Raw genomic sequence first — 19,733 nt, 5'->3', positions numbered from 1 at the left:
GATGTCCTATCCGAATTCAGGGCCGGCGACGGCGAATGGCATGTCTTCACCGGCGGCAGTGGCGGGGCCGAACCGCATGCGCTGGAACGGCCGTTCGATGCTCCAGCCCGATGCGGTCAATCCTTCAGGGAACGCGGCTTGCGACGCGACGGCGTCGAGGAGCAGCGGCCCGGTCTCCGATCGCGCGATTGCCTCGACGAGGGTCAGCGCGGCTGCCGTGTCGTCGGCAAACAGCGGGCCGATATGGCGCGCGGTGCGTCCGTCGCGAACCAGCGCGATGGCGCCGTTCGCGGCGACAATGCGTGAGCCGGGACGCTGAGCGAAGTTGGAGAGCAGGGCGGTTCGATCGAGGCCCGTAGCCCGCCGGTCACGCGCGCAGAGCGCGTCGAGCGTCGCGGATGAAGGTGGCTGCGCGGACGCGAACGCGGATTTCACCAGCTTGAGACGGCGCAATTGCAGCGTCGGCGTGAACCCGAGCGGTCCGTAGACGGCAGCACCGTCGGGTGTTGCGTCGAGCCAGCTCGTCAGGCCGTTCCTGCGAGCGGTTTCCAGGCAGGCATCGACGAGGCGCGTTGCAATGCCGCGGCGGCGATGGGTGCCTGATACCAGCACCATGCTGATCCAGGCGTTTTTGCCGGAGTAGGGCAGCAGGGCCGCGGTTGCCACCAGCCGTCTGCCGTCGCGGATGCCAAACACGATTCCATCGTGCAGGAAGATGCGCCAGTCCTCCTCGATCTGGTTCCAGTGTGCTTCCGTCGACAGCACGAGCCCGGCGGTCGCATCGTCGACGCCGAGCTTGATGATGGCCGGATCGTCAGTAGCGTCCATCGCGCACCTCGTATTTGGTGGGCTTGCCGAGGCTCGGCATGGCGCGGGACACCCAATCCGCGGTCCAGGCGATCAGCTGCTCGGTGTCGACGACCGGCAGGCCGAACAGCTCGACGGCCTTGGACGTGTCCGTCAGCCACGCCGTCGGCTGTTCGTTTCCTGTCAGCACCGGCGCGCGGCCGAACCTGGCGCCGAATCGTGCTGCGAGGTCGCGCACCGCCAAGATCTCGTGGCCGCTGACATTGACCGGCGAGGTCGGCGTCGTGCAATGCGCGAGACAGCGCAGCGCCTGGGACGAGGCATCGCCCTGCCAGATGAAATTGACATGGCCGATGCTGACGTCGATCGGCGTGCCCGTGAGCACTTTCGATGCGATGTCGTGGAGCACGCCATAGCGCATGTCGATCGCGTAGTTGAGGCGGAACAGCCGCCCGGGCGTTCCGAACTTGCGCGAAAAATACTCGAACATGCGCTCGCGGCCGACGCAGGACTGGGCGTACTCGCCGGGCGGGTTCGGCGCCATGTCCTCGCGCGAGCCTTTGCCGTCGACGGGGACGAAGGGATAGATGCAGCCGGTCGAGAACGCCACGATCCGCGACGACGGGAAGGCCTGTGCGACCAGCGCCGGCACGTGCGCATTCATCGCCCAGGTCAGCGAGAGGTCGCCCTCCGCGCCGAATTTGCGGCCGGCCATGAAGACGATGTTGGGCGCCTTCGGCAGCGCCTGAATCGCTGCTTCGTCCATCAAATCGCAATTGATGGTCTCGACGCCACGCGCGTGCAGCCAGTCCTTGACGCCGGCGTCGCTGAAGCGGGCAACGCCGATGATGCGGCGATCGGGTGCTGCGGCTTTGGCGAGCCCCGCCAGCGTCGGCCCCATCTTGCCGGCGACGCCGAGGATCATGATGTCGCCATCAACCCTGGCGAGGTCGTCGACCAATGCCTGCGTCGGCTGGCACAGCAGATCGTCTAGCGCAGCGATATCAGGGATGGTCTTCGGCAGTGTCTGGCGGGTGAGGAGCATGGTTGTGGTCCTTGGTCTTGGCTTTGCCGTTCAAGTCGGTGTTGCGTCACCGACCACGAACATGCGTTCGAGGACGAGCACGAAGCCGTAAAGCGCGACGCCGAGCAGCGTCAGCAGCACGACAGCCATCACCATCGCGGGCGTGTCGAGCGACGACTGCACCTGGATCATGAGGTAGCCGAGCCCGCGCTCGGAGGCGATGAACTCGCCGACGATGGCGCCGGCCACCGCGAGGATGGCGCCGACCTTCATGCCGGAGAAGATGTAAGGCAGCGATCCCGGCAGCTGGATCTTGCGGAACAGGGTCCAGCGCGAGCCGCGCAGCGATTTGACCAGGTCGAGCAGATCCGGCTCGACCTCGCGCAAGCCCCGCGCGGTGGTGAGCAGGATCGGAAAGAAACAGATGCTGAAGCCGATCAGGATGTTCGGCACGATGCCGTAGGAGAACCAGACGATGAGGAGCGGGCCGAGCGCGACCTTCGGAATCATGTTCAGCGTCACGAACAGCGGCAGCAGTACGAGGCTGATCAGCGGCGCCCAGCTGAAGATGACGGCCAGCGCAACCCCGACGAATGCGCCGAGCGCAAAGCCGCCGAGGATCTCGATCGCCGTCACCAGCGTATTGGCGCCCCAGGCGTAGCTCGCGGTTCCCAGCGTCTGGATTGTCGCGAGCGGCGAGGGCAGGATGAACTTCGGCACGTGGAAGGCATCGACCAGGACCTGCCAGAGCACGAGCACGGCGAGGTGCACGATCAGGACGATCGCAAAGCTGCGCGTATTGCGGGCGCCGTCTCCTGTCACCGGTTGCTCCCTGTTGCCGCCGGCCACCTTGCCGCCTGGTCTGAAGCCTAACCGTCCTTGAGGGAAGTTTCAACCAGTTGGTTGATTACGGACGGAGCGAATGCAGCACGAGATCGGCGACGTGCCGGCGGCGGGCGCGGCGCGCGGCCCGGCTCGACAGGTCCTTGCCGAAGATCGCCGATAGCGTCGGCGTGTTCGAGAGATAGAAATAGCTGAGGCCCGCGATGGAGATATAGAGCTGGATCGGGTCGATCCCCTTGCGGAACATGCCGGCGCGGACGCCCTCGTGGAGGATGTGGGACACGCTCTTCACCAGTGGCGAATGCATCGCCTCCAGCCGCGTCGAGCCACGGACGTGGCGGGCGCCGCCGCGGTTCTCGTCGTTCAGAAGCACGATGAAATCGGGGTTTGCCGCGAGGTAATCGAACGAGGCCTCGATCAGTTTCCGGATCGCCTTTTCCGGCGGCAGGCCTTCGAGATTGAGCTGGCGCTCCTGCTCGCGGATATCGGCGTAAACCCATTCAAGCACGGCAAGATAGAGCGCGTCCTTGTCGCCGAAATAATGGTAGACGAGTTGCTTGTTGACGCCGGCGCGCTCCGCGATCTCGTCGACGCGGGCACCGGCAAAGCCGTGCCGGGCGAACTCCTCGCGCGCCGCGGTGAGCAGCTTCCTGCGGGTTGCGACCGGGTCGCGCCGCTGCGGCACGGTGTCGCCTGAACGTTTTGCGGGCATTTCCAACCAAACAGTTGACAAGTTGAGGGCGGCCTTGTTGCATTGGTATCCTCACAGGGGGAGAGCGACAAGCCGGTCGCGGGCAACGAGGAGAGATGCGATGAAGCGTTTGCAGGCGGCGGGCTCGGCCCTGGCTGTGGCCCTGATGCTCGGATTACCAGTCGTGCCGGCGACCGCGGGCGAGGCGGTCAATCTGATCCTGAACTGGGCACCGACGGCCGATCACTCGCCCTATTATTACGCCAAGGCACAAGGCTGGTACGAGAAGGCGGGCATCGATCTGACCATCGAGGTCGGCAAGGGCTCCGGTGTCTCCGCCGCCAAGGTCGGCTCCGGGGGCTCGCCCTTCGGCGTCGCTGATCTCGCCACCATGCTGGTGGCGAAGAGCAAGGGGGCTGACGCCGTTGCCGTGATGAGCGTCTACGCCAACACCGGCCAGACCTTCTACTGGCTGAAGAGCTACGGCGTGAACGGGGTGAAGGATTTTGCCGGCCACAAGATCGGCAATCCGCCCGGGGACGCCTCGCGCGTGATGTGGCCGGCCTTCGCAAAGGCTGCAGGGCTTGCCCCCGACTCCGTCGGCTTCGTCAATGTCGGACCGACGGCGAAGATCGCCGCGCTGAAGAGCCATACCGTCGACATCATCAGCGACTTCTACAACGAGCACGATTTGAAGGTGATCGAGTTCGGAGCCGATCTCGGCTACGTCAACTGGAAGGACATCGGGCTCAATCCTTACGGCAATTCGCTGATCGTCAACGGCGGCTATCTGCAGAAGAACCCGAAGTTGGTCGAGGAGTTCGTCCGCGTCACGCAAAAGGCCTTCGCGACTTGCGTTGCCGACGCCGCGCCCTGCCTGAAGGCGCTGCTCGACCAGGTCTCCGGTCTCGACAAGGAGAACCAGGAGCGCCAGTGGGAGCGCATCAAGTTCCTGATGACGGACGAATTCACGACGACGAAGGCGCTCGGCTGGATCGACGGCGAGCGGATGAAGAAGGACTACGATCTGGTCCAGACCTATCTCGGCATGGAGAAGCCATTCGACGTCACAACGGCGTTCACGACCAAGATGCTCGATCCGACCATCAAAATGGATGCGAGCAAGGTGAAGAAGTAGGGGGGGCTACGGGCGGAAGCGCTCGCCTCATACACCGGTGTCATGCCCCGCGCAGGCGGGGCATCCAGTACGCCGCCGCCTGTCGATTGCCCACTACCGTCTCGGAGTACTGGATCGCCCGCCTTCGCGGGCGATGACAGCTCTGTGCTGGGCGAGCACATTTGCCCCAACGCCCAGCCGAGCCCACCACTCACGTAACCGCACGGAGAAATTAACCGGCCATTAACCATATCGGCGGCATCGTTAACCATTCAATAACAGGGAACGAGTCGGCCGCTATGGAGGCTGCAGTAAAACCTCAACGCCAAATGGTTCGCCTGCGCGGGCGCTCCTATGTGGCCTTCGTGTTCGTGCCGACGGTTCCCATCCAGGACTGGCTGCAGGAGATCGACACCACCATCGCGCGCTCGCCGGGCTTCTTCGCCGGCCGCCCCGTGGTGATCGACCTGTCCTCGGTCGATCTCAGCCAGTCCGGCATCGGCCATCTGCTCACCAGCCTTCAGGACCGCAACATCCGCGTGCTCGGGATCGAGGGCGTGGAGGAGGGCCGGCTGACCCCCATGATGCCGCCGCTGCTGTCGGGCGGGCGGAGCTGCGTGGTCGAGCCGAGTGCGCCCAAGAAGGTTGAGGCAAAGGTCGAGACCAAGCCGACTTCGCTGCTGCTCGAAAGCCCCGTGCGCTCCGGCCAGACCGTGATCTTCCCCGAAGGCGACGTCACCATTTTGGGTTCTGTCGGCTCCGGCGCCGAGGTCGTTGCCGGCGGCTCCATTCACATCTACGGCGCGCTTCGCGGCCGTGCCATGGCGGGCGTGAACGGCCACACGAGCGCACGCATCTATTGTCAGAAGATCGAGGCCGAACTGCTTGCAATCGATGGTTTTTACCAGACCGCCGACGATATCGACGCGGCCCTGCGCGGCAAGCCAGCTCAGGCCTGGCTCCAGGGCAACACCATGCGAATTACTGCGCTGAACTGACCAGAAGGAGATTTGAGAGATGGCCAAGGTACTGGTCGTGACGTCAGGCAAGGGGGGCGTCGGCAAGACCACGACGACCGCCGCGCTGGGAGCTGCGCTCGCGCAACGCGGCGAAAAGGTCGTGGTCGTCGATTTCGACGTCGGCTTGCGCAACCTCGACCTCGTGATGGGCGCCGAACGCCGCGTCGTGTTCGACCTCATCAACGTGGTGCAGGGCGTCGCAAAGCTGCCGCAGGCGCTGATCAAGGACAAGCGGCTGGAGAACCTCTGGCTGCTGCCGGCCTCGCAAACCCGCGACAAGGACGCGCTGACCGAAGAGGGCGTGGGCAAGGTCATCGACGATCTGCGCAGCCGTTTCGACTGGGTGATCTGCGACAGCCCTGCCGGCATCGAGCGCGGCGCCTCCATGGCGATGCGCTTTGCCGACGAGGCCGTGATCGTCACCAACCCGGAAGTCTCCTCGGTGCGCGATTCCGATCGCATCATCGGCATGCTCGATTCCAAGACGGTGCGGGCCGAGAAGGGCGAGCGGGTCGAGAAGCACATTCTCATCACCCGCTATGATCCCTCGCGCGCCGCGCGCGGCGAGATGCTGACCATCGAGGACATCCTCGAAATTCTTGCAACACCCTTGCTCGGCATCATTCCGGAGAGCCAGGACGTGCTGCGCGCCTCTAATGTCGGCACCCCGGTGACGCTGTCGAACGCGGAAGGTGCTCCGGCGCGGGCCTATATCGACGCGGCGCGGCGGCTGTGCGGCGACACCGTGCCGATGCAGGTGCCGACCGAGCGCAAGGGCTTCATGGACCGCCTGCTGCGAAGGAGGGCCGCATGAGCATGGGTTTGCTTCGGCTTCTCCGCGGCAACAAGGCCTCTGCACCCGTCGCGCGCGAACGGTTGCAGATCCTGCTTGCCCATGAACGCGGACTGCGCGGCCAGCCCGATCTGCTCGGTGTGCTGCGTGAGGAAATTCTCGCGGTCGTCTCCAGGCACGTCACGCTGGACCCGACCAAGGTCATCGTCCGGCTCGATCGCGGCGACGAGGTCTCGACCCTCGAGGTCGATATCGAGGTGCCCAACGATTTCGAGCGCAAGCGCGCGGCGGCCGGGTAGGATTTCGGCCGCGACGCTTCGAATTTGGGGTGGGTGAGAAGGCGGTCCGCTGGGCATTGCGGGCCGTCTTTTGCGCGTCGAGTGAACGCTACGGAACGAGGTCCAGGGCTCAATCGTTGTGAACAACCCGCGGCGGCGCGATGCACCGCGGTTTCGTCAAACGGGAGAACGCCCATGATGACCGAGGTCCAGGTCCACACCGTCGCGCGCCAGATGTTGGAACAGCACGGTTTTGCGGCGATCGCGAAGGCCGCGGAACAGGCCAAGGCTTGCGAGGGCCGCGGCGAGGCCGATGAAGCCAAAGAGTGGCGTCACCTCGCCGACGCGATGAAGATCATTCGCGGTCCGCACCAGAGCTGACACTCCCGCGCGTTCAACGCTCGCCGCGGTCGGCGCCCTGCGGCGACGTACGATGCTGCGTCTGCGGCTGGGAGCGCTCGCCCGCTTCCTTGCAGGGCAGCGGCTCCCACGAGCCGTCCGGGGCCTGCTGATAAGCGCTGCACGATGACGATGAGGTCGATTTGTCCTCGCCCTTCTGGGCGTCGGAATTCCTCGCCAGTACGGGCGCAGTCAGGATCGTGGCGACGGCAAACGCCACGGCGAGAAGGACATGGTTGATCCGCATGGGGCTCCCCTGTTCGAGATTCGAAGAGAGCCGCATGCTGGCGAGGATTGTGACGATTATTGGCCGAAGCAAAAGTTCCGGCGCGGCGTGCTTAACGCCGCGCGACAACGCTAGCCGCCCTTGCTGCGGATCAGGCCGGCGAGGTTAGTCTTCTGGGCCTCGCACCAGCTGGGCATGCCGAGGCGGCGTTGGTTGAGGTCGGTCGCCTGGGTGGCCACCGCGACCTCGGCCATCAGATCGTCGTCCTGCTTCTCGCCCAATTTGCCGCCGGTGTGCATCCACGCGATTGCCTTGCGGACCTTCTCGGTGGTGCCTTCGGGCAGCTGCATCTGCTCCGCCTTCTGCACCAGATCCTGGTAGACGACATCCGTGCCGGGACATTCGACCTTGGCGGCGAAGGCCTGCAAGACCAAAGTGACATAGGTCGAACGTGGATGGTCGGCCGCTTGGGCCGGCGCCGCCAGCAGCAACAGGGCCGTCATCAGAAAACCAGTGCGCATCCTTGGTACCTCCCCGAATTTTCGGGAAGGCTAGCGGCTGCCGAGCCGCTCCGCAATGGGGATAGCGTGCGGCTGCGAAGCCGGTCGGCGACCTAGCGCCGCCAGGCCGGCACGGGATCGAGCGGCGTACGATAGACCTCTTTGTGATCGCGGTCGGTGACGCGCACAGCGCAACCCTTGCTTTGCAGCTCGGGCTTCACCTGCGACAGCTCGGTGGCCAGTTGAACGGCGCGATCGGAGGCGACCTCGATGTCTTCGAGGATGATGCCGCCCTGGTTCTTGAACTCTTCACCAACCACGAGATCGAAGGAATAGTAGGGCATCCGAATTCCCCGGTGTGACGAATTGAGCTTCGGGTGGACGTTTCAACACATGACCGATGGTACCACTGAGTCGATGTTTATCGAATGAACGGCGCGCGCAATCTCTGTGCTTATGGCGCAGAAATGATGTGCAGCATTCAAGCGTGTTAAGATTTTATTAAATATGTCGGCGTGATCATGAGGCATGGAATTGCAGCAGAACCGGGCTCCGGGAACCGGCAGCTGCAAGAGAAGGCCGCCGGCATAAATCCCGACGGCCTTTTCTCTTGATCGAGAACGATCGAAGCGCCGCGTCCCGTAGTCATCCGGAGTCAACGCATCATATCGACTCGGACAGCATCGCTGGCGCGACGCTTTCGTGTCATCGCGTGACGATCGTTCAGCGCAGCGGCATTGGCGGGCGTACGACAGGTCCGTCGTCGTCGGCAACGGCTTGCGTCGTCATGGCAGCTGGCGGTGGGACTGCGGCAGCCTGCGAAGGCGACGGCGGAGCGAGCGGCGCGGGCGAATAAGCCGGCATGTAGGTGTGCGACACGACCGGCTTGGGCTTGCGAACCGGCGGCGCCGCAGGTCGCGGCGGCAGCGCAGACATTTGCGCGCGCGGATCGATGCGCGGCTTGGCATCGGCCACCGGCTTCGGCGCGGGTGGCTTCGCCATCTCGCGTGCCATCTGCTCCTGCCCGGCCTTCAACTCGGCGATGTTGGCCTTGAGCTGCTCGATCTGTTGCGCCATCGCGGCGAGATCGCGCGTCATCGACTGCACCGATTGTACAGGATCGGATTGTGCTGCCGCGGGCACCGCTGCTGCAAGCTGGGTTGCGGGCGGAGCCGCAGATTGATCGGTTGCTTGATCCGTGGCGACTTGATCAGTTGCAGCCTGGTCCGCAGGCGCCGCGGCTTGTGCGGCGGCGACCGGTGCCGTGTGCGAGGTCGACGGCAGCAGCGACGACAATGCCGGGGTCCATTCGGCGAGCATCTGTCTTGCGGTGTCGCCATGTTTCTCCCAGGCGACAGTGGCGGCCGCGCTTCCGCCCGCAAACAGTATCGTGACGAACGCGCCGCGCAGCCATTTGCCGGCTGAGGAGCGCTTCTGCCGGCTGAGACCATCACTGGCCGCGACGCGCACGGCGGTGTCGACCGAGGGCGCTGCCGCCTGCGGCTCCACGAGGGGACTGAACTTCGGCTCCGGATTCGTTCTGGACTTCAGCGTGAACGCCGGATCTATCTTGGGCTCCGGACGGGCCGTAATCTCAGGCGCGAGCGCGGGCGCGACGCTGAGAGGGCGCGAGGCCAGCACAATGTCAGGCGAAATCTGCACGGCGTCGTGCGGGTCGTTGTTCGTGACCGTGTCCTTCACGATCTCATCGACGATTTGCCGAGAGTTCAGCGTCGCGAGCATCGCAGCTCCTTTGAAGCCTGGGTGTTTTGAAGCCCAGTTGTTGAGTAGTTGAAGTGTTGGCCGTCCGCATTCGCGCGAGCAGATCCGTGAGGTGAGCCCATCCAATTCCCCGAGGCCCAAGCACATGACGCACGAGTCCAGCCGGGTTTGACCAAAGCAAGGCGAGGGGATGGAGACTGTGCGACGCTCTTGCGCCGTTTGTGGTGATGGAACCCGGTTGATCAAACACGCGCAATTGTTCCGCAATGCCTTGTTTTCAGCACGATTTTGGCAGCATCTGGTGCTGCTGGGGGTGCTGCTATCGCTATCGGGGCCGGCGGTGCCAAGATCCTTATTCGTTCTATTCGTCCTTGCCATGCTTCCGTTGGGCGGCTGCATGCAGACAACGTTTTCGCCATCGACAGATGCGAGCATGACGCCGCGCGACCGGCAGTTGCTGGCTCATACGCCGTACGCGCAGGCGAACGTGCCCGAGCAATATCTCCGTCATATCGTCGATTATCCGCGCAAGGAGCAGCCGGGCACGATCCTGGTCGATACCGATGCGCGCTATCTCTATTTCGTGCTGCCCGAAGGCAAGGCGATCCGCTACGGCGTTGCGGTCGGCGAGGAAGCCATGGCGTTCTCCGGGGTCGCGCGGGTCGGTCGTCTGGCGGAATGGCCGGACTGGGTTCCGACGGCGGACATCCAGGCGCGGCTCGGACCCTATCCGGCGCGCGTGCCCGGCGGTCCCGCCAATCCGCTCGGCGCGCGGGGCATCTATCTCTATGCCGGCAACAAGGACACGCTCTACCGCATCCACGGCACCAACCAGCCGGAATATATCGGGCAGGCGATCTCGTCCGGATGCATCCGGATGCGCAACGAGGACGTGATCGATCTCTATGACCGCGTGAAGCTCAATTCAATGGTCGTGGTGCTGCCGCCCGGACAGAACGCGCAGGTCGAGGCGCGGCCCAGCTGGCGCGGGTGAGGTCGCCCTAGTTCTCGGGACGGGCGATGCGCCATTGCAGCGTCGTGGCATTGCCGTTGGCCTCGCCCGGCGCCTTGTCTGCCGGCGAGGTGTAGAGCGGACGATAACGATATGCCCACATCTTGCTGCCGTCGTTGCGGTTGATCACGGTGAAATCGCCGATCGCCTTGGCATCGGCTGTTGCGGAGAGCGGAATCCAGCTCTCGACGCATTTCCCGTTGCAGTTCGACGTCTTGCCGGTGGTATCGCGCTCGTAATAGTAGAGCGTCATGCCGTTGAGGTCGACGAGCGTGGGGCCCTGCTTGGTCAGGATCACTTTCGCCGGTGAGGTCGCGGGCTTCGGCGGAGGAGGGGCATCGCCGCCGCCATGGCCATTCGCGAGCGCCGGAGCGGCCGAGAGCGCGATCGCCGCCGCCGCAATGAGGAACCTGAACATCCGAAACTCCAGACCGGCAAAGTTAATCGCGCGTTAAACGCCGAATGCCGCCGACCGTAACAGCCGAAGGTTAGTTCCTGGTTTCGCGATACTGCGACAATGAGGGGTAGAATTACGGGGCTTTCTGTCGTGGCGCGTTTTCTTGACGCGAAGCGGTGCCCCTTCGCTCGAAAACGCTCTATGCCTGCACCTCGCGCAACGGGGCGCGGCTGAGCTCGTTGCCGGCGGCGATGGCCTTGTGCAACAGCCGCATCAGATCCTCACCTTCCTTCGCGCTGAGGCCACGCAACATGATGCGTTGCGCGGATTCGACGGCCGGCGTGATCTTGCGCAGGGTGCGGCGGCCTTCGTCGGTGATCTCGAGCTCGCGGGCACGACGGTCGCGGCGCGAGGCGCGGCGCTCCGCGAGCCCCTTCTGCACGAGGCGGTCGATCACGCCGGTGATGGTGGTGCGGTCGTAGGCAATCAATCCTGCGAGCGTCACCTGGTCGAGCCCCGGATTGGCCTTGATGGTCGCGAGCGCGGCGTATTGCACCGGCGTGAGGTCGAAGCCGGCATCCTCGACCTCGGCCAGAAACACCGCGACCGCGATCTGCTGGAAACGGCGCGCCAGATGTCCGGGCATGTCGTTGTTGTCTTTCACCGAATTTCTCCGTTGGGGTAGGACGGCCGGGATCGTTGACAAGTATACTGATAGTCAGCATACTGAGCAATATCCAAACAGAACATCGGCGGGAGAGGTGCTCATGCAATTCCATCTCAATGGATTTCAGCCGGGCGACCCTGAAATCGCAGATCCCGCCGCGCGCATTCAGCCTTCTGGCGCAACGGGCGCCGTGCCTGAAGAGGTCGATGTCCTCATCGTCGGCTGTGGTCCTGCGGGCCTGACGCTTGCGGCCCAGCTTGCGCAGTTTGATGACATCAAGACCTGCATCGTCGAGCAGAAGCCGGACCGCTTGCTGGTCGGGCAGGCCGACGGCATCGCATGCCGCACCATGGAGATGTTTCACGCCTTCGGATTCAGCGAGCGCGTCCTCAAGGAAGCCTGTTGGGTGAACGAGACGACATTCTGGAAGCCGGACGAGCGGCTGCCAGAACATATCGTCCGCAGCGGCCGGGTGCAGGACGTCGAGGACGGCTTGTCGGAATTCCCGCACGTCATTCTCAACCAGGCGCGCATTCACGACGGTTTTCTCGACGTCATGCGCAAAGCGCCCGCCAGCCTCGAGCCCCATTACAGCCGGCGCCTGTTCGACCTTCAGGTCGATCCGGCCGCGGGTCCCGCCGACCATGCCGTGACGGCGCGGCTCGAACGGCTCGATGCCGGGAACGAGGGCAAGATAGAGACGATCAAGGCGCGCTACGTCGTCGGCTGCGACGGCGCCCGCAGCACAGTGCGCAAATCGATCGGCCGCGAGTTGCTCGGCGATTCCGCCAATCATGCCTGGGGCGTGATGGACGTGCTGGCGGTGACCGATTTTCCGGACATCCGCTTTAAGGCCCTGATCCAGTCGGCGAAGGACGGCAGCCTGCTGATCATTCCGCGCGAGGGCGGTTACATGGTCCGCCTCTATGTCGAGCTCGCCAAGCTCGACATCGGCGAGCGCGTCGCCAATCGCAACATCACCGCCGATGACGTGATCGCGAAGGCGCAGCGGATCCTCAAGCCGCACACGCTGGATGTGAAGGAGATCGCGTGGTGGTCGGTCTACGAGATCGGCCAGCGACTGACCGACAAGTTCGACGACGTGCCGGGGACCGAGATCGCTAAGCGTCTGCCGCGGATCTTCATCGCCGGCGATGCCTGCCACACCCACAGCCCGAAGGCGGGGCAGGGCATGAACGTCTCGATGCAAGATGCCTTCAATCTCGGCTGGAAGCTCGCTGCCGTTTTGCGGAAGCAGTCTGCGCCAAGCCTGCTGCATTCCTATTCGGCCGAGCGCCGGGCCGTTGCGAAAGAGCTGATCGATTTCGACCGCGAATGGGCTGGGATTCTTGCGTCCGCCGCCAAGGCCGGCGGCGCCGATGCCGCCAGGACGCAGGACTATTTCGTCAGGCACGGTCGCTACACCGCGGGCACGGCGACGCATTACCGCCCGTCGGTTCTGACCGGAGCGACGTCCCACCAGCAGCTCGCGCAAGGCCTCGTCATCGGCACGCGCTTTCATTCCGCGCCGGTGATCCGGCTTGCGGATGCCAAGCCGGTGCCTCTCGGTCACGCAGCGTCCGCGGATGGCCGCTTTCGCATCTACGCTTTCTCTAGCGCTGAGAATCCGGCAACAGCCGGCTCGGCTATACGCGCATTGTGCAATTTTCTCTCCGGGGCGCGGGAGTCGCCGGTCCGGCGTTACACGCCCGTGGCCGCCGACATCGACAGCGTGATCGACCTGCGGGCGGTCTTCCAGCAGAATCATCGCGAGCTCGCCGTCGAGGCGATGCCCGCGCTGTTGCTTCCGCGCAAGGGCCGGTACGGCCTGATCGACTACGAGAAAATGTTCTGTCCGGACCCCAAGAATGGCCAAGACGTTTTCGCGATGCGCGGTATCGATCGTAAGGCCGGCTGCATGGTCGTGGTGAGGCCGGATCAGTATGTCGCGACCGTGCTGCCGCTCGATCATTTTGCTGCGCTTGCTGCGTACTTCGACGGTTTTATGCAGCAAGTGAACTGACGGGACGGCGGCGCACACACTCGCGCGTGCGCGCGATGTCGATGAACGGCGAATGAATATTGAACCGCGCGCGGCATTCGTCTCGATCTTTCGACGGATGAGACCTTCGTTCGCGGAACGCCTGTTCCGCTTGCGCGTTCCGACTCGAAAGAGGAGGACTACGCCATGAAATTCCGAAGCATGTTGTTAGCCGGTTTGCTGCTCGCCCCGACGGCCGCGCTGGCCGCTCCGGGTATGGTCACCGTCTCGACCGGCCTGCGCGCCGGGCCGGGTTCGGGCTTTCCGCTGGTCGATCGCATCCCCGAGGGCGCCCGCGTCGATATCCATGGTTGCCTGCGCGGCAAAGCCTGGTGCGACGTGAGCTTCTCGGATGACCGTGGCTGGGTGTCGTCGCAATATCTCGAATATCTCTACCGCAATCATTACGTCTATCTCCCCGACTATGTCGACGAGATCGACGTGCCGATCGTCCCCTTCGTGCTGACCTCGTACTGGTCGAGCTATTATGAGGGGCGGCCCTGGTATCGGCGGCATGCCCACTGGAATAGCTACTGGACCTCGCATCAGCGCGAAGCGACGCGGATGACAATCGATCCGCGCGCGGCTCGCATGGGCCGCGCGGCAACGCGCGATGCGGCGGTCGCACTCGGGCGCAACAGTGCGAATGCCAGGGAAGATGCGAAGGAAAGTGTCAAGGGCGCGGCCGCGGTCTCCGGTCGTGATGCCATAACTTCACGGCACGACGCCGCGATGGCCAGGCACGAGAGTGCGACTGCGACGGACCGGAGCCGTGCGGGACGAAGCGACCGCATCGCGCATGAGCGGACCAATCTTCAGGGCCGCAATCCGCACGATGCACAGGCCCGCATCATGCACGAGCAGGCCGCACACCGCGCGGCCCTGCATGCGCAGCCGATGGCGCGCCCGCATGAGGCGCCGCGTGTCTCAGCAGCTCCCGCAAGCCGGCCCGCGATGCCGCATGTGGCCCAGCCTAATGTGAGCCACGGCTCCCCGATGAACGCTCATGCCCAAACGCCGGCGCCGCGCACGGCTGCGCCTGCGATGCCTCATGGCGGTGGCGGCGCTCCTCACATCAACGCCGCGCCGCACGGCGGCGGTGCGCCGGCCGGCGGTCCCGGTGGCGGGCACCAGAAGCACTAGCGTTGCCAACGAAAGCCCGGCCCTCGCGCCGGGCTTTCTGCTGAGGCCCGAGCGAGTTCCTTGCCCATACAATTTAAGAAGTTTCTTCGCGGGCAGATTTCATCGATCGTAATATGTCTACTCAAAGCTGTAAGCATTCCACTCGGGGCAGCGGGGCACGGGAGGATGACGACGATGAGACAGAACCAGGCGGAGACGCGCCGCCATAATGTCGCGAAGAGGTCGATGACCAAGGAAGCCAAGCAGCTGTCCGGCCTGATTGCCGGATTGCGCCAATCTCTCGAGGTGATTCACAAGGAGCGATCGAGCACCAAACTCTCCGGCGCCGAGATGGGCCTTCTCGACGAACGCCGCAACAATCTGTTGCTGACCATCGCAGCCCTCGACGACCGCCTCTCCGCGGTGCAGGGGCTGATCGATCTTGGCCGCCCCCACATCATTCGCGTCCACTGATCGGAGCGCAGACCTGATGCTATCGGCTTCGTCGCGGCGGCGACGGAACCGGGCTCAGCTGCCGGCTCTGCGTCGCATAGGGATTGGCGTAGCACTGGGCGGATTGCCCGGAGGCGGTCGCGGCGCACTGCGCGATCGTCGCAAAGCTGCAATCGATGCTGCGGCCGTCGATGGTGTAGATCTCGATGCAGACGGGATGGCGCGGATCGTAGGTCTGAGCCGCTGTGGGCGCCGCGCCAAGCAGGCCCGCACCAAGGCAGCCCACGACAAGCAGGATCGCATTCATGATGCGGCGCACGAAAAGCTCCTTTCGTAATCGGAACCAGGCACAATGCTGCCGCGGATGGCACCAAATTGCCACGCTCCCGGCGAATTGCCGCCAAAGCCCGCTGCCACGACGAGAGCGGGTGCAGGCAACGCTAAGGGGATGCGCATTGGCCTACAAGATGATCGCAGAACGCGACAATGAGAAGTGCAGTTTTGCCCGCGAGAGCCGTTTGCTCATCGTGGCGAAGGCAAAGGTTTGGGCAAGCGAGGGGTGGAAGGTCGTCATCACCGACCAGGACGGCAAGGCCTACGCGCCACCCGAGTTCGATCAGCTATTGGCGGCCTGACCGCAAGACGGGGCTGGGCAAGACATTGATTTCGCCATTTCGATTGGGGCGCGGCGTGATCGCGCCCCTTATGACTCTTCCAACGATGACTCTTGCGGCGGCCGCCGTTCTGACGGCGACGGTTGCCGTGGCGCAAAATCTCGATGCCGGCAAGTCGCCGCAAAAGCTTTTCGCCGATGGGTGCGCGACCTGCCATCGCAGCCCGCGCGGTCTTGCCAAGGGGCGCTTCAACCTGACGCTGTCCTGGTTTCTGAAGGACCATTACGCAACCAGTTCGGACACAGCCAAGGCGCTTGCCGCCTATCTGGAATCGGTCGACACGGCGCCGCCGCGAGCTGCGGCCAAGCCTGGCGCGAAGCGATCCGGGCCGCGTGCGCCCAAGCCGTCGCAAAGCCAGTAGGCGTGGGTCGGCTGCCGGCAGGGCGTCGCGAAGCCGAAGGCCTTGCCGGTGAACACCGTGCTTGCCGGCATCAATGCACCGTGGTCGCCGAGAACAGGTTGATGACCACCACTCCGGACACGATCAGCGCGATGCCGACGAAGGCCGCAGCGTCGAGCATCTGGCGAAACAGCACGAAGGAGATCGTTGCAGTCAGGATGATGCCGACCCCGCCCCAGATCGCATAGGCGATGCTCAGGGGGATGACCCGGATCGCGACCGACAGCGCGTAGAACGAGGCGACATAGAACAGCACCATCGCCAGTGTCGGCCACAGCCGCGTGAACTGCACGGATTGCTGGAGGAAGGCGGACGCCGTGACCTCGAGGGCGATAGCGAGGGCAAGCGCTGCGTAGGCATTGAAGGCGGAAGTCATCACGGGCTCGGGCGTATTGTGCAAAGAAAGATACCGCACGGTACGGGGAATATGACGTTTGCCCGGGTCCAGCTATCACGTGTCAGTGACGAGCCTGCGACACGAAGGAGCGCCGCACGAAACCGCCGCGCGATGGTTCGCGCGGCGGCTCATTGGTCTTGGCGTTAGTTGATCCGCACGGAGAGTTCGACGTCCTCGGCAAAGGCCGTGGACATGTAGCCGCTTCCGGGCATGCGCATGCGCGCCAGATAGTCAGGGCTGTCGTCGGCGTTGTCGGCGACGATGATCGCGCCTGGCCGGAGATGGCCTTCGACCAGATCCAGGACATCGGGGTAGAGCGCCTTGGCGCCGTCGAGTAGCACGAGATCGATCGTATCAGGCAGATCGACTTGAAGCGTCTTCAGCGCGTCGCCTTCGCGGATTTCGACGAGATCCAGCAGCCCGCCGGCCGCGAGGTTCTCGCGCGCCCGGGCCGCCTTGGACGGTTCGAATTCGCTGGTGATGAGGCGGCCGCCGCCATTGTCGCGCAAGCCCGCGGCAAGGTGCAGGGTCGAGATGCCGAACGAGGTGCCGAATTCGACGATCGCTTTGGCGCGGGAGCTGCGTGCGAGCATGTAAAGCAGGTGACCGGTCTCGCGGGAGACCGCGAGCGGTGCGTCCTTCAGCCGCCCGTAGAGGTCGCGGTAAGCAGTCTTGCTCCGCATCATCCGTGCGCGGTCGGCGTCGGTCACATCGGCGAAGGCGGCTCGCATCGCGCCGCGCGCGGCTTCGTCCTGGTCGAACAGACGATCGAGCAGTGGCGCAAGTGATGTGATGGTCGGGGTGGTCATGTGTACTCTCCAGATGTCGCCGAGAGGCGAGTGCTTGCGTGAGAATTGAAATACGACTAATTCGTCGCATTCGCTATTCGCATTCCCCGAGGGCCCCATGGCCGATCGCCGAAGCCGTTCAGTTTCCTCACGAAAACAGCCGCAGCAGGCCCGCTCGAACGAGCTGGTGGCGGCCATTCTGGACGCGGCTGTTCAGGTCCTGGCAAAGGAGGGGGCGCAGCGCTTCACGACGGCGCGGGTGGCCGAGCGAGCCGGGGTGAGCGTCGGGTCGCTCTATCAATATTTTCCGAACAAGGCGGCGATCCTGTTCCGCCTCCAGAGCGACGAGTGGCGGTGCACGAGCGAGCTCCTGCGCGGCATCCTGGCGGACCGGGCGAAGCCGCCACTGGTGCGGCTGCGCGCGCTGGTCCACGCCTTCATTCGCTCCGAGTGCGAGGAGGCTGCAATCCGCACGGCGCTCAGCGACGCCGCGCCGCTCTATCGCGATGCGCCCGAAGCACACGACGCGCGGGCCGCCGGTAAAGGCATCGTCGCGGCCTTCATGCGGGAGGCCCTGCCCAAGGCGCCGGATGCGACGCGGGAGCTTGCCGGCGAGCTGATCAAGACGACGCTGAGCGAGGTCGGCAAGCAGTTCTCGGAGACACCGCGCAACGAGGCGGAGATCGCGCATCATGCCGACGCAATGGCCGACATGTTCTGCGCCTATATCGATGAGCTCGCGCGGCGACGAGATCATTCCTGACATCCGCGTTTGCGGGCCAATATCGCTTCTGATCTGACCGGATCATGAGTTAGCCTCGATTGTCCTCCAGCCCGCTAACGAGCGCCCCGCCATGCATGTCCTCCGCCCCCAATTCCGTATCGAGGAGCAGCAAGCGCTGCAATTCGCAACCCAGCGCGGCTTCGGCATGATCGTCGCGGCGGATGAGCGCGGTCCGCGCGCCTCGCATGTGCCCTTCGTGCTGGAGCAACGTGAGGGGCGCGCGATCGTCCAGATCCATTTCACCGCCAGGAATCCGCTCGTTCCGCTCGCGGATGGCGTGCGGCGCTTTCTGCTGATCGTTGCCGGCGATGACGCCTACATCTCCAACGACTGGTATTCTTCGCGCGACAACGTCTCGACCTGGCTGTACGAGGCCGTGCACCTGTCGGGCGTGGCGCATGTGCGCGGGCTCGACGAGAACCGCGGGCACGGCGATGCGCTACTCGCGGTCGCCGAAGCGCGGCTGCCGAAGGCGCCCTGGGACCTGGCGCAGATGGAGCCGGACAAGCGCGAGACCATGTTGGCCACCATTCGCGTCATCGATCTCGTGGTGGATACCGTCGAGGGGCAGGCCAAGCTCAACCAGCACAAGAGCGATGCGGATCACGTCGCGGTCGCCGGCCGGCTGGTGCGGTCGGAGGAGAGCGGGCATCGGCGGCTGGCGCGGAAGATGCAAGCGCTGCGGCCGGGGCTTGGATATCATTTTTCGTGACTGGGCGACCTTGTCTCGCTTGACGATTACTCCTACGGACCTCTTTCATGCTCGTCATCTCCATTCAAAGCCAGGTGGTCCACGGCCATGTCGGCAACAGCGCCGCCGCCTATGCCATGCAGGCGGAAGGTGTGAATGTCGCGGCGGTGCCGACCACGCTGCTGTCGAACCATCCGCGCTATCCGACCCTGCGCGGGCGGGTGCTGGAGACCGAGCTCGTTGCAGACCTGCTGAGAGGCGTCGAGGAGCGCGATCTCGTCGACGAGGCTGCGGTCCTCGTCACCGGCTATCTCGGTTCGTCCGGCAATGCCGCTGTCATTGCCGATTTCGTCGAGCGGGCGCTGACCCGCAATTCAAAACTGGTCTATCTCTGCGATCCCGTGATCGGTGACGATGGCCGCGTCTACGTCGCCGACGGCATCCTGGACGTGGTCCGGCACCGGCTGCTGCCGGCCGCCAATCTGACCACGCCAAACCAGTTCGAGCTCGGGCTGCTCGCAGGCCTCGACATCGCGGATGCGCAGGGTCTGCGCGCGGCGTGCGCAGCGCTGGCCGGGACCGGCCACATCGACGTGGTCGCCACCGGTTGCACGCTCACTGATACGGCGGAAGGGCAGGTGGAAACGATTCTGTGCGCCGACGGTCAGTTGTCGCGCTTTGCGACGCCGCGCCTACCGATCCGCCCCTCAGGCACCGGCGATCTTCTCACGGGCCTGATCGCGGCGCATCTGGCCAAGGGCACAGCGACCGAGGCGGCGGTACGGCTCGCGGTCGAAACCATCTTTGCAGTGCTGGTGCGGACTCAGGAGGCGGGCACCGTCGAGATGCAGCTCGTACCGCTGCCGACGCCGGGACGATAAGGTGTGA

Annotated in this window: 27 protein-coding genes; 14 read left to right on the top strand and 13 right to left on the bottom strand. The window is 64.5% G+C overall.

The window, feature by feature from the left end; all coding sequences use genetic code 11:
• Nucleotides 1-6: 6 nt before the first annotated feature.
• From IVA75_RS22435 to IVA75_RS22420, 4 genes are all read right to left on the bottom strand, one after another.
• Nucleotides 7-828 carry a GNAT family N-acetyltransferase gene (locus IVA75_RS22435; RefSeq protein ID WP_247286292.1) on the bottom strand — a complete coding sequence of 274 codons (822 nt, stop codon included), beginning with the start codon at nt 826-828 and terminating at the stop codon, nt 7-9.
• Nucleotides 815-1,852, bottom strand: a complete 1,038-nt coding sequence (locus IVA75_RS22430) for an NAD(P)-dependent oxidoreductase (protein WP_247286291.1) — start codon at nt 1,850-1,852, stop codon at nt 815-817. The genes IVA75_RS22435 and IVA75_RS22430 overlap by 14 nt, the downstream gene beginning before the upstream one ends.
• A 30-nt stretch (nt 1,853-1,882) precedes the next feature.
• Nucleotides 1,883-2,653 (bottom strand): ABC transporter permease, encoded by a 771-nt coding sequence (locus IVA75_RS22425; RefSeq protein WP_247286290.1) that lies wholly within the window; start codon nt 2,651-2,653, stop codon nt 1,883-1,885.
• A gap of 85 nt (nt 2,654-2,738) precedes the next feature.
• On the bottom strand, nt 2,739-3,386 hold the full coding sequence (locus IVA75_RS22420; protein ID WP_027569770.1) for a TetR/AcrR family transcriptional regulator: 648 nt from the start codon (nt 3,384-3,386) through the stop codon (nt 2,739-2,741).
• Between the two features lie 100 nt (nt 3,387-3,486).
• Between IVA75_RS22420 and IVA75_RS22415 the strand changes: the two genes are divergently transcribed.
• From IVA75_RS22415 to IVA75_RS22395, 5 genes are all read left to right on the top strand, one after another.
• The gene (locus tag IVA75_RS22415) at nt 3,487-4,503 is read left to right on the top strand and encodes an ABC transporter substrate-binding protein (protein ID WP_027569771.1); all 1,017 of its coding nucleotides are present in this window, start codon (nt 3,487-3,489) and stop codon (nt 4,501-4,503) included.
• A 278-nt stretch (nt 4,504-4,781) separates the two neighbouring features.
• A complete protein-coding gene (gene minC / locus IVA75_RS22410) occupies nt 4,782-5,480 on the top strand; it encodes a septum site-determining protein MinC (protein WP_027569772.1) in 699 nt (232 codons plus the stop codon).
• 19 nt (nt 5,481-5,499) lie between these two features.
• Nucleotides 5,500-6,315: a septum site-determining protein MinD gene (gene minD / locus IVA75_RS22405; RefSeq protein ID WP_007591740.1), complete on the top strand. Its 816-nt coding sequence runs from the start codon at nt 5,500-5,502 to the stop codon at nt 6,313-6,315.
• The gene (minE, locus tag IVA75_RS22400; RefSeq protein WP_007591739.1) at nt 6,312-6,593 is read left to right on the top strand and encodes a cell division topological specificity factor MinE; all 282 of its coding nucleotides are present in this window, start codon (nt 6,312-6,314) and stop codon (nt 6,591-6,593) included. Before minD ends, minE begins: the two co-directional genes overlap by 4 nt.
• A 174-nt stretch (nt 6,594-6,767) precedes the next feature.
• On the top strand, nt 6,768-6,953 hold the full coding sequence (locus IVA75_RS22395) for a hypothetical protein (RefSeq protein ID WP_247286289.1): 186 nt from the start codon (nt 6,768-6,770) through the stop codon (nt 6,951-6,953).
• 13 nt (nt 6,954-6,966) lie between these two features.
• Here IVA75_RS22395 and IVA75_RS22390 read toward each other — a convergent pair whose 3' ends face one another.
• From IVA75_RS22390 to IVA75_RS22375, 4 genes are all read right to left on the bottom strand, one after another.
• Nucleotides 6,967-7,218: a hypothetical protein gene (locus IVA75_RS22390; protein WP_247286288.1), complete on the bottom strand. Its 252-nt coding sequence runs from the start codon at nt 7,216-7,218 to the stop codon at nt 6,967-6,969.
• A gap of 110 nt (nt 7,219-7,328) precedes the next feature.
• On the bottom strand, nt 7,329-7,718 hold the full coding sequence (locus tag IVA75_RS22385; protein WP_027517634.1) for a hypothetical protein: 390 nt from the start codon (nt 7,716-7,718) through the stop codon (nt 7,329-7,331).
• A 92-nt stretch (nt 7,719-7,810) separates the two neighbouring features.
• The gene (locus IVA75_RS22380; RefSeq protein ID WP_007591727.1) at nt 7,811-8,041 is read right to left on the bottom strand and encodes a hypothetical protein; all 231 of its coding nucleotides are present in this window, start codon (nt 8,039-8,041) and stop codon (nt 7,811-7,813) included.
• 379 nt (nt 8,042-8,420) lie between these two features.
• The gene (locus IVA75_RS22375) at nt 8,421-9,440 is read right to left on the bottom strand and encodes a hypothetical protein (RefSeq protein ID WP_247286287.1); all 1,020 of its coding nucleotides are present in this window, start codon (nt 9,438-9,440) and stop codon (nt 8,421-8,423) included.
• A gap of 355 nt (nt 9,441-9,795) precedes the next feature.
• Between IVA75_RS22375 and IVA75_RS22370 the strand changes: the two genes are divergently transcribed.
• Nucleotides 9,796-10,413, top strand: a complete 618-nt coding sequence (locus IVA75_RS22370; protein WP_247286286.1) for a L,D-transpeptidase — start codon at nt 9,796-9,798, stop codon at nt 10,411-10,413.
• A 7-nt stretch (nt 10,414-10,420) separates the two neighbouring features.
• Here the strand turns inward: IVA75_RS22370 and IVA75_RS22365 are convergent, their stop codons facing one another.
• Nucleotides 10,421-10,849, bottom strand: a complete 429-nt coding sequence (locus IVA75_RS22365; RefSeq protein WP_247286284.1) for a hypothetical protein — start codon at nt 10,847-10,849, stop codon at nt 10,421-10,423.
• A 178-nt stretch (nt 10,850-11,027) separates the two neighbouring features.
• Nucleotides 11,028-11,492: a MarR family winged helix-turn-helix transcriptional regulator gene (locus IVA75_RS22360; RefSeq protein ID WP_027569777.1), complete on the bottom strand. Its 465-nt coding sequence runs from the start codon at nt 11,490-11,492 to the stop codon at nt 11,028-11,030.
• 103 nt (nt 11,493-11,595) lie between these two features.
• Here IVA75_RS22360 and IVA75_RS22355 point away from each other — a divergent pair, with 103 nt between their 5' ends.
• The 3 genes from IVA75_RS22355 (at nt 11,596) to IVA75_RS22345 (ending at nt 15,132) form a co-directional block, all read left to right on the top strand.
• Entirely contained in the window at nt 11,596-13,518 is a 1,923-nt protein-coding gene (locus IVA75_RS22355; protein ID WP_247286282.1) for an FAD-binding monooxygenase, read from the top strand.
• A gap of 165 nt (nt 13,519-13,683) precedes the next feature.
• The gene (locus IVA75_RS22350; protein ID WP_247286280.1) at nt 13,684-14,679 is read left to right on the top strand and encodes an SH3 domain-containing protein; all 996 of its coding nucleotides are present in this window, start codon (nt 13,684-13,686) and stop codon (nt 14,677-14,679) included.
• Between the two features lie 174 nt (nt 14,680-14,853).
• Nucleotides 14,854-15,132, top strand: a complete 279-nt coding sequence (locus tag IVA75_RS22345; protein WP_027517641.1) for a hypothetical protein — start codon at nt 14,854-14,856, stop codon at nt 15,130-15,132.
• Between the two features lie 19 nt (nt 15,133-15,151).
• Here the strand turns inward: IVA75_RS22345 and IVA75_RS22340 are convergent, their stop codons facing one another.
• Nucleotides 15,152-15,430 carry a DUF3551 domain-containing protein gene (locus tag IVA75_RS22340; protein ID WP_027569780.1) on the bottom strand — a complete coding sequence of 93 codons (279 nt, stop codon included), beginning with the start codon at nt 15,428-15,430 and terminating at the stop codon, nt 15,152-15,154.
• A gap of 109 nt (nt 15,431-15,539) precedes the next feature.
• Here IVA75_RS22340 and IVA75_RS22335 point away from each other — a divergent pair, with 109 nt between their 5' ends.
• Nucleotides 15,540-15,746, top strand: a complete 207-nt coding sequence (locus IVA75_RS22335) for a hypothetical protein (RefSeq protein WP_027569781.1) — start codon at nt 15,540-15,542, stop codon at nt 15,744-15,746.
• A gap of 85 nt (nt 15,747-15,831) precedes the next feature.
• Complete coding sequence (locus IVA75_RS22330; protein ID WP_027569782.1) at nt 15,832-16,146, top strand: hypothetical protein; 315 nt, start codon at nt 15,832-15,834, stop codon at nt 16,144-16,146.
• A gap of 70 nt (nt 16,147-16,216) precedes the next feature.
• Here the strand turns inward: IVA75_RS22330 and IVA75_RS22325 are convergent, their stop codons facing one another.
• Entirely contained in the window at nt 16,217-16,561 is a 345-nt protein-coding gene (locus IVA75_RS22325; protein WP_247286279.1) for a multidrug efflux SMR transporter, read from the bottom strand.
• 164 nt (nt 16,562-16,725) lie between these two features.
• Nucleotides 16,726-17,391, bottom strand: a complete 666-nt coding sequence (locus IVA75_RS22320; protein ID WP_247286278.1) for a class I SAM-dependent methyltransferase — start codon at nt 17,389-17,391, stop codon at nt 16,726-16,728.
• A 97-nt stretch (nt 17,392-17,488) separates the two neighbouring features.
• Between IVA75_RS22320 and IVA75_RS22315 the strand changes: the two genes are divergently transcribed.
• The 3 genes from IVA75_RS22315 (at nt 17,489) to pdxY (ending at nt 19,726) form a co-directional block, all read left to right on the top strand.
• Entirely contained in the window at nt 17,489-18,133 is a 645-nt protein-coding gene (locus IVA75_RS22315) for a TetR family transcriptional regulator (protein WP_247286277.1), read from the top strand.
• 91 nt (nt 18,134-18,224) lie between these two features.
• Nucleotides 18,225-18,866: an FMN-binding negative transcriptional regulator gene (locus IVA75_RS22310; protein ID WP_247286276.1), complete on the top strand. Its 642-nt coding sequence runs from the start codon at nt 18,225-18,227 to the stop codon at nt 18,864-18,866.
• Between the two features lie 47 nt (nt 18,867-18,913).
• Nucleotides 18,914-19,726 carry a pyridoxal kinase gene (pdxY, locus tag IVA75_RS22305; protein ID WP_247286275.1) on the top strand — a complete coding sequence of 271 codons (813 nt, stop codon included), beginning with the start codon at nt 18,914-18,916 and terminating at the stop codon, nt 19,724-19,726.
• The last annotated feature ends 7 nt before the right edge of the window (nt 19,727-19,733 follow it).

The organism is Bradyrhizobium sp. 134, from assembly GCF_023074155.1.
Taxonomy (GTDB): Bacteria; Pseudomonadota; Alphaproteobacteria; order Rhizobiales; family Xanthobacteraceae; genus Bradyrhizobium.
This window is presented reverse-complemented; position numbering and strand designations above follow the sequence as displayed.

What these genes read in the sequence shown, in the direction of transcription:
- IVA75_RS22435 (WP_247286292.1), bottom strand. Translation starts at nt 828, where the DNA reads ATGGACGCTACTGACGATCCGGCCATCATCAAGCTCGGCGTCGACGAT.
- IVA75_RS22430 (WP_247286291.1), bottom strand. Translation starts at nt 1,852, where the DNA reads ATGCTCCTCACCCGCCAGACACTGCCGAAGACCATCCCTGATATCGCT.
- IVA75_RS22420 (WP_027569770.1), bottom strand. Translation starts at nt 3,386, where the DNA reads ATGCCCGCAAAACGTTCAGGCGACACCGTGCCGCAGCGGCGCGACCCG.
- IVA75_RS22415 (WP_027569771.1), top strand. Translation starts at nt 3,487, where the DNA reads ATGAAGCGTTTGCAGGCGGCGGGCTCGGCCCTGGCTGTGGCCCTGATG.
- minC (WP_027569772.1), top strand. Translation starts at nt 4,782, where the DNA reads ATGGAGGCTGCAGTAAAACCTCAACGCCAAATGGTTCGCCTGCGCGGG.
- minD (WP_007591740.1), top strand. Translation starts at nt 5,500, where the DNA reads ATGGCCAAGGTACTGGTCGTGACGTCAGGCAAGGGGGGCGTCGGCAAG.
- minE (WP_007591739.1), top strand. Translation starts at nt 6,312, where the DNA reads ATGAGCATGGGTTTGCTTCGGCTTCTCCGCGGCAACAAGGCCTCTGCA.
- IVA75_RS22395 (WP_247286289.1), top strand. Translation starts at nt 6,768, where the DNA reads ATGATGACCGAGGTCCAGGTCCACACCGTCGCGCGCCAGATGTTGGAA.
- IVA75_RS22390 (WP_247286288.1), bottom strand. Translation starts at nt 7,218, where the DNA reads ATGCGGATCAACCATGTCCTTCTCGCCGTGGCGTTTGCCGTCGCCACG.
- IVA75_RS22385 (WP_027517634.1), bottom strand. Translation starts at nt 7,718, where the DNA reads ATGCGCACTGGTTTTCTGATGACGGCCCTGTTGCTGCTGGCGGCGCCG.
- IVA75_RS22380 (WP_007591727.1), bottom strand. Translation starts at nt 8,041, where the DNA reads ATGCCCTACTATTCCTTCGATCTCGTGGTTGGTGAAGAGTTCAAGAAC.
- IVA75_RS22375 (WP_247286287.1), bottom strand. Translation starts at nt 9,440, where the DNA reads ATGCTCGCGACGCTGAACTCTCGGCAAATCGTCGATGAGATCGTGAAG.
- IVA75_RS22370 (WP_247286286.1), top strand. Translation starts at nt 9,796, where the DNA reads ATGCTTCCGTTGGGCGGCTGCATGCAGACAACGTTTTCGCCATCGACA.
- IVA75_RS22365 (WP_247286284.1), bottom strand. Translation starts at nt 10,849, where the DNA reads ATGTTCAGGTTCCTCATTGCGGCGGCGGCGATCGCGCTCTCGGCCGCT.
- IVA75_RS22355 (WP_247286282.1), top strand. Translation starts at nt 11,596, where the DNA reads ATGCAATTCCATCTCAATGGATTTCAGCCGGGCGACCCTGAAATCGCA.
- IVA75_RS22350 (WP_247286280.1), top strand. Translation starts at nt 13,684, where the DNA reads ATGAAATTCCGAAGCATGTTGTTAGCCGGTTTGCTGCTCGCCCCGACG.
- IVA75_RS22345 (WP_027517641.1), top strand. Translation starts at nt 14,854, where the DNA reads ATGAGACAGAACCAGGCGGAGACGCGCCGCCATAATGTCGCGAAGAGG.
- IVA75_RS22330 (WP_027569782.1), top strand. Translation starts at nt 15,832, where the DNA reads ATGACTCTTGCGGCGGCCGCCGTTCTGACGGCGACGGTTGCCGTGGCG.
- IVA75_RS22325 (WP_247286279.1), bottom strand. Translation starts at nt 16,561, where the DNA reads ATGACTTCCGCCTTCAATGCCTACGCAGCGCTTGCCCTCGCTATCGCC.
- IVA75_RS22320 (WP_247286278.1), bottom strand. Translation starts at nt 17,391, where the DNA reads ATGACCACCCCGACCATCACATCACTTGCGCCACTGCTCGATCGTCTG.
- IVA75_RS22315 (WP_247286277.1), top strand. Translation starts at nt 17,489, where the DNA reads ATGGCCGATCGCCGAAGCCGTTCAGTTTCCTCACGAAAACAGCCGCAG.
- IVA75_RS22310 (WP_247286276.1), top strand. Translation starts at nt 18,225, where the DNA reads ATGCATGTCCTCCGCCCCCAATTCCGTATCGAGGAGCAGCAAGCGCTG.
- pdxY (WP_247286275.1), top strand. Translation starts at nt 18,914, where the DNA reads ATGCTCGTCATCTCCATTCAAAGCCAGGTGGTCCACGGCCATGTCGGC.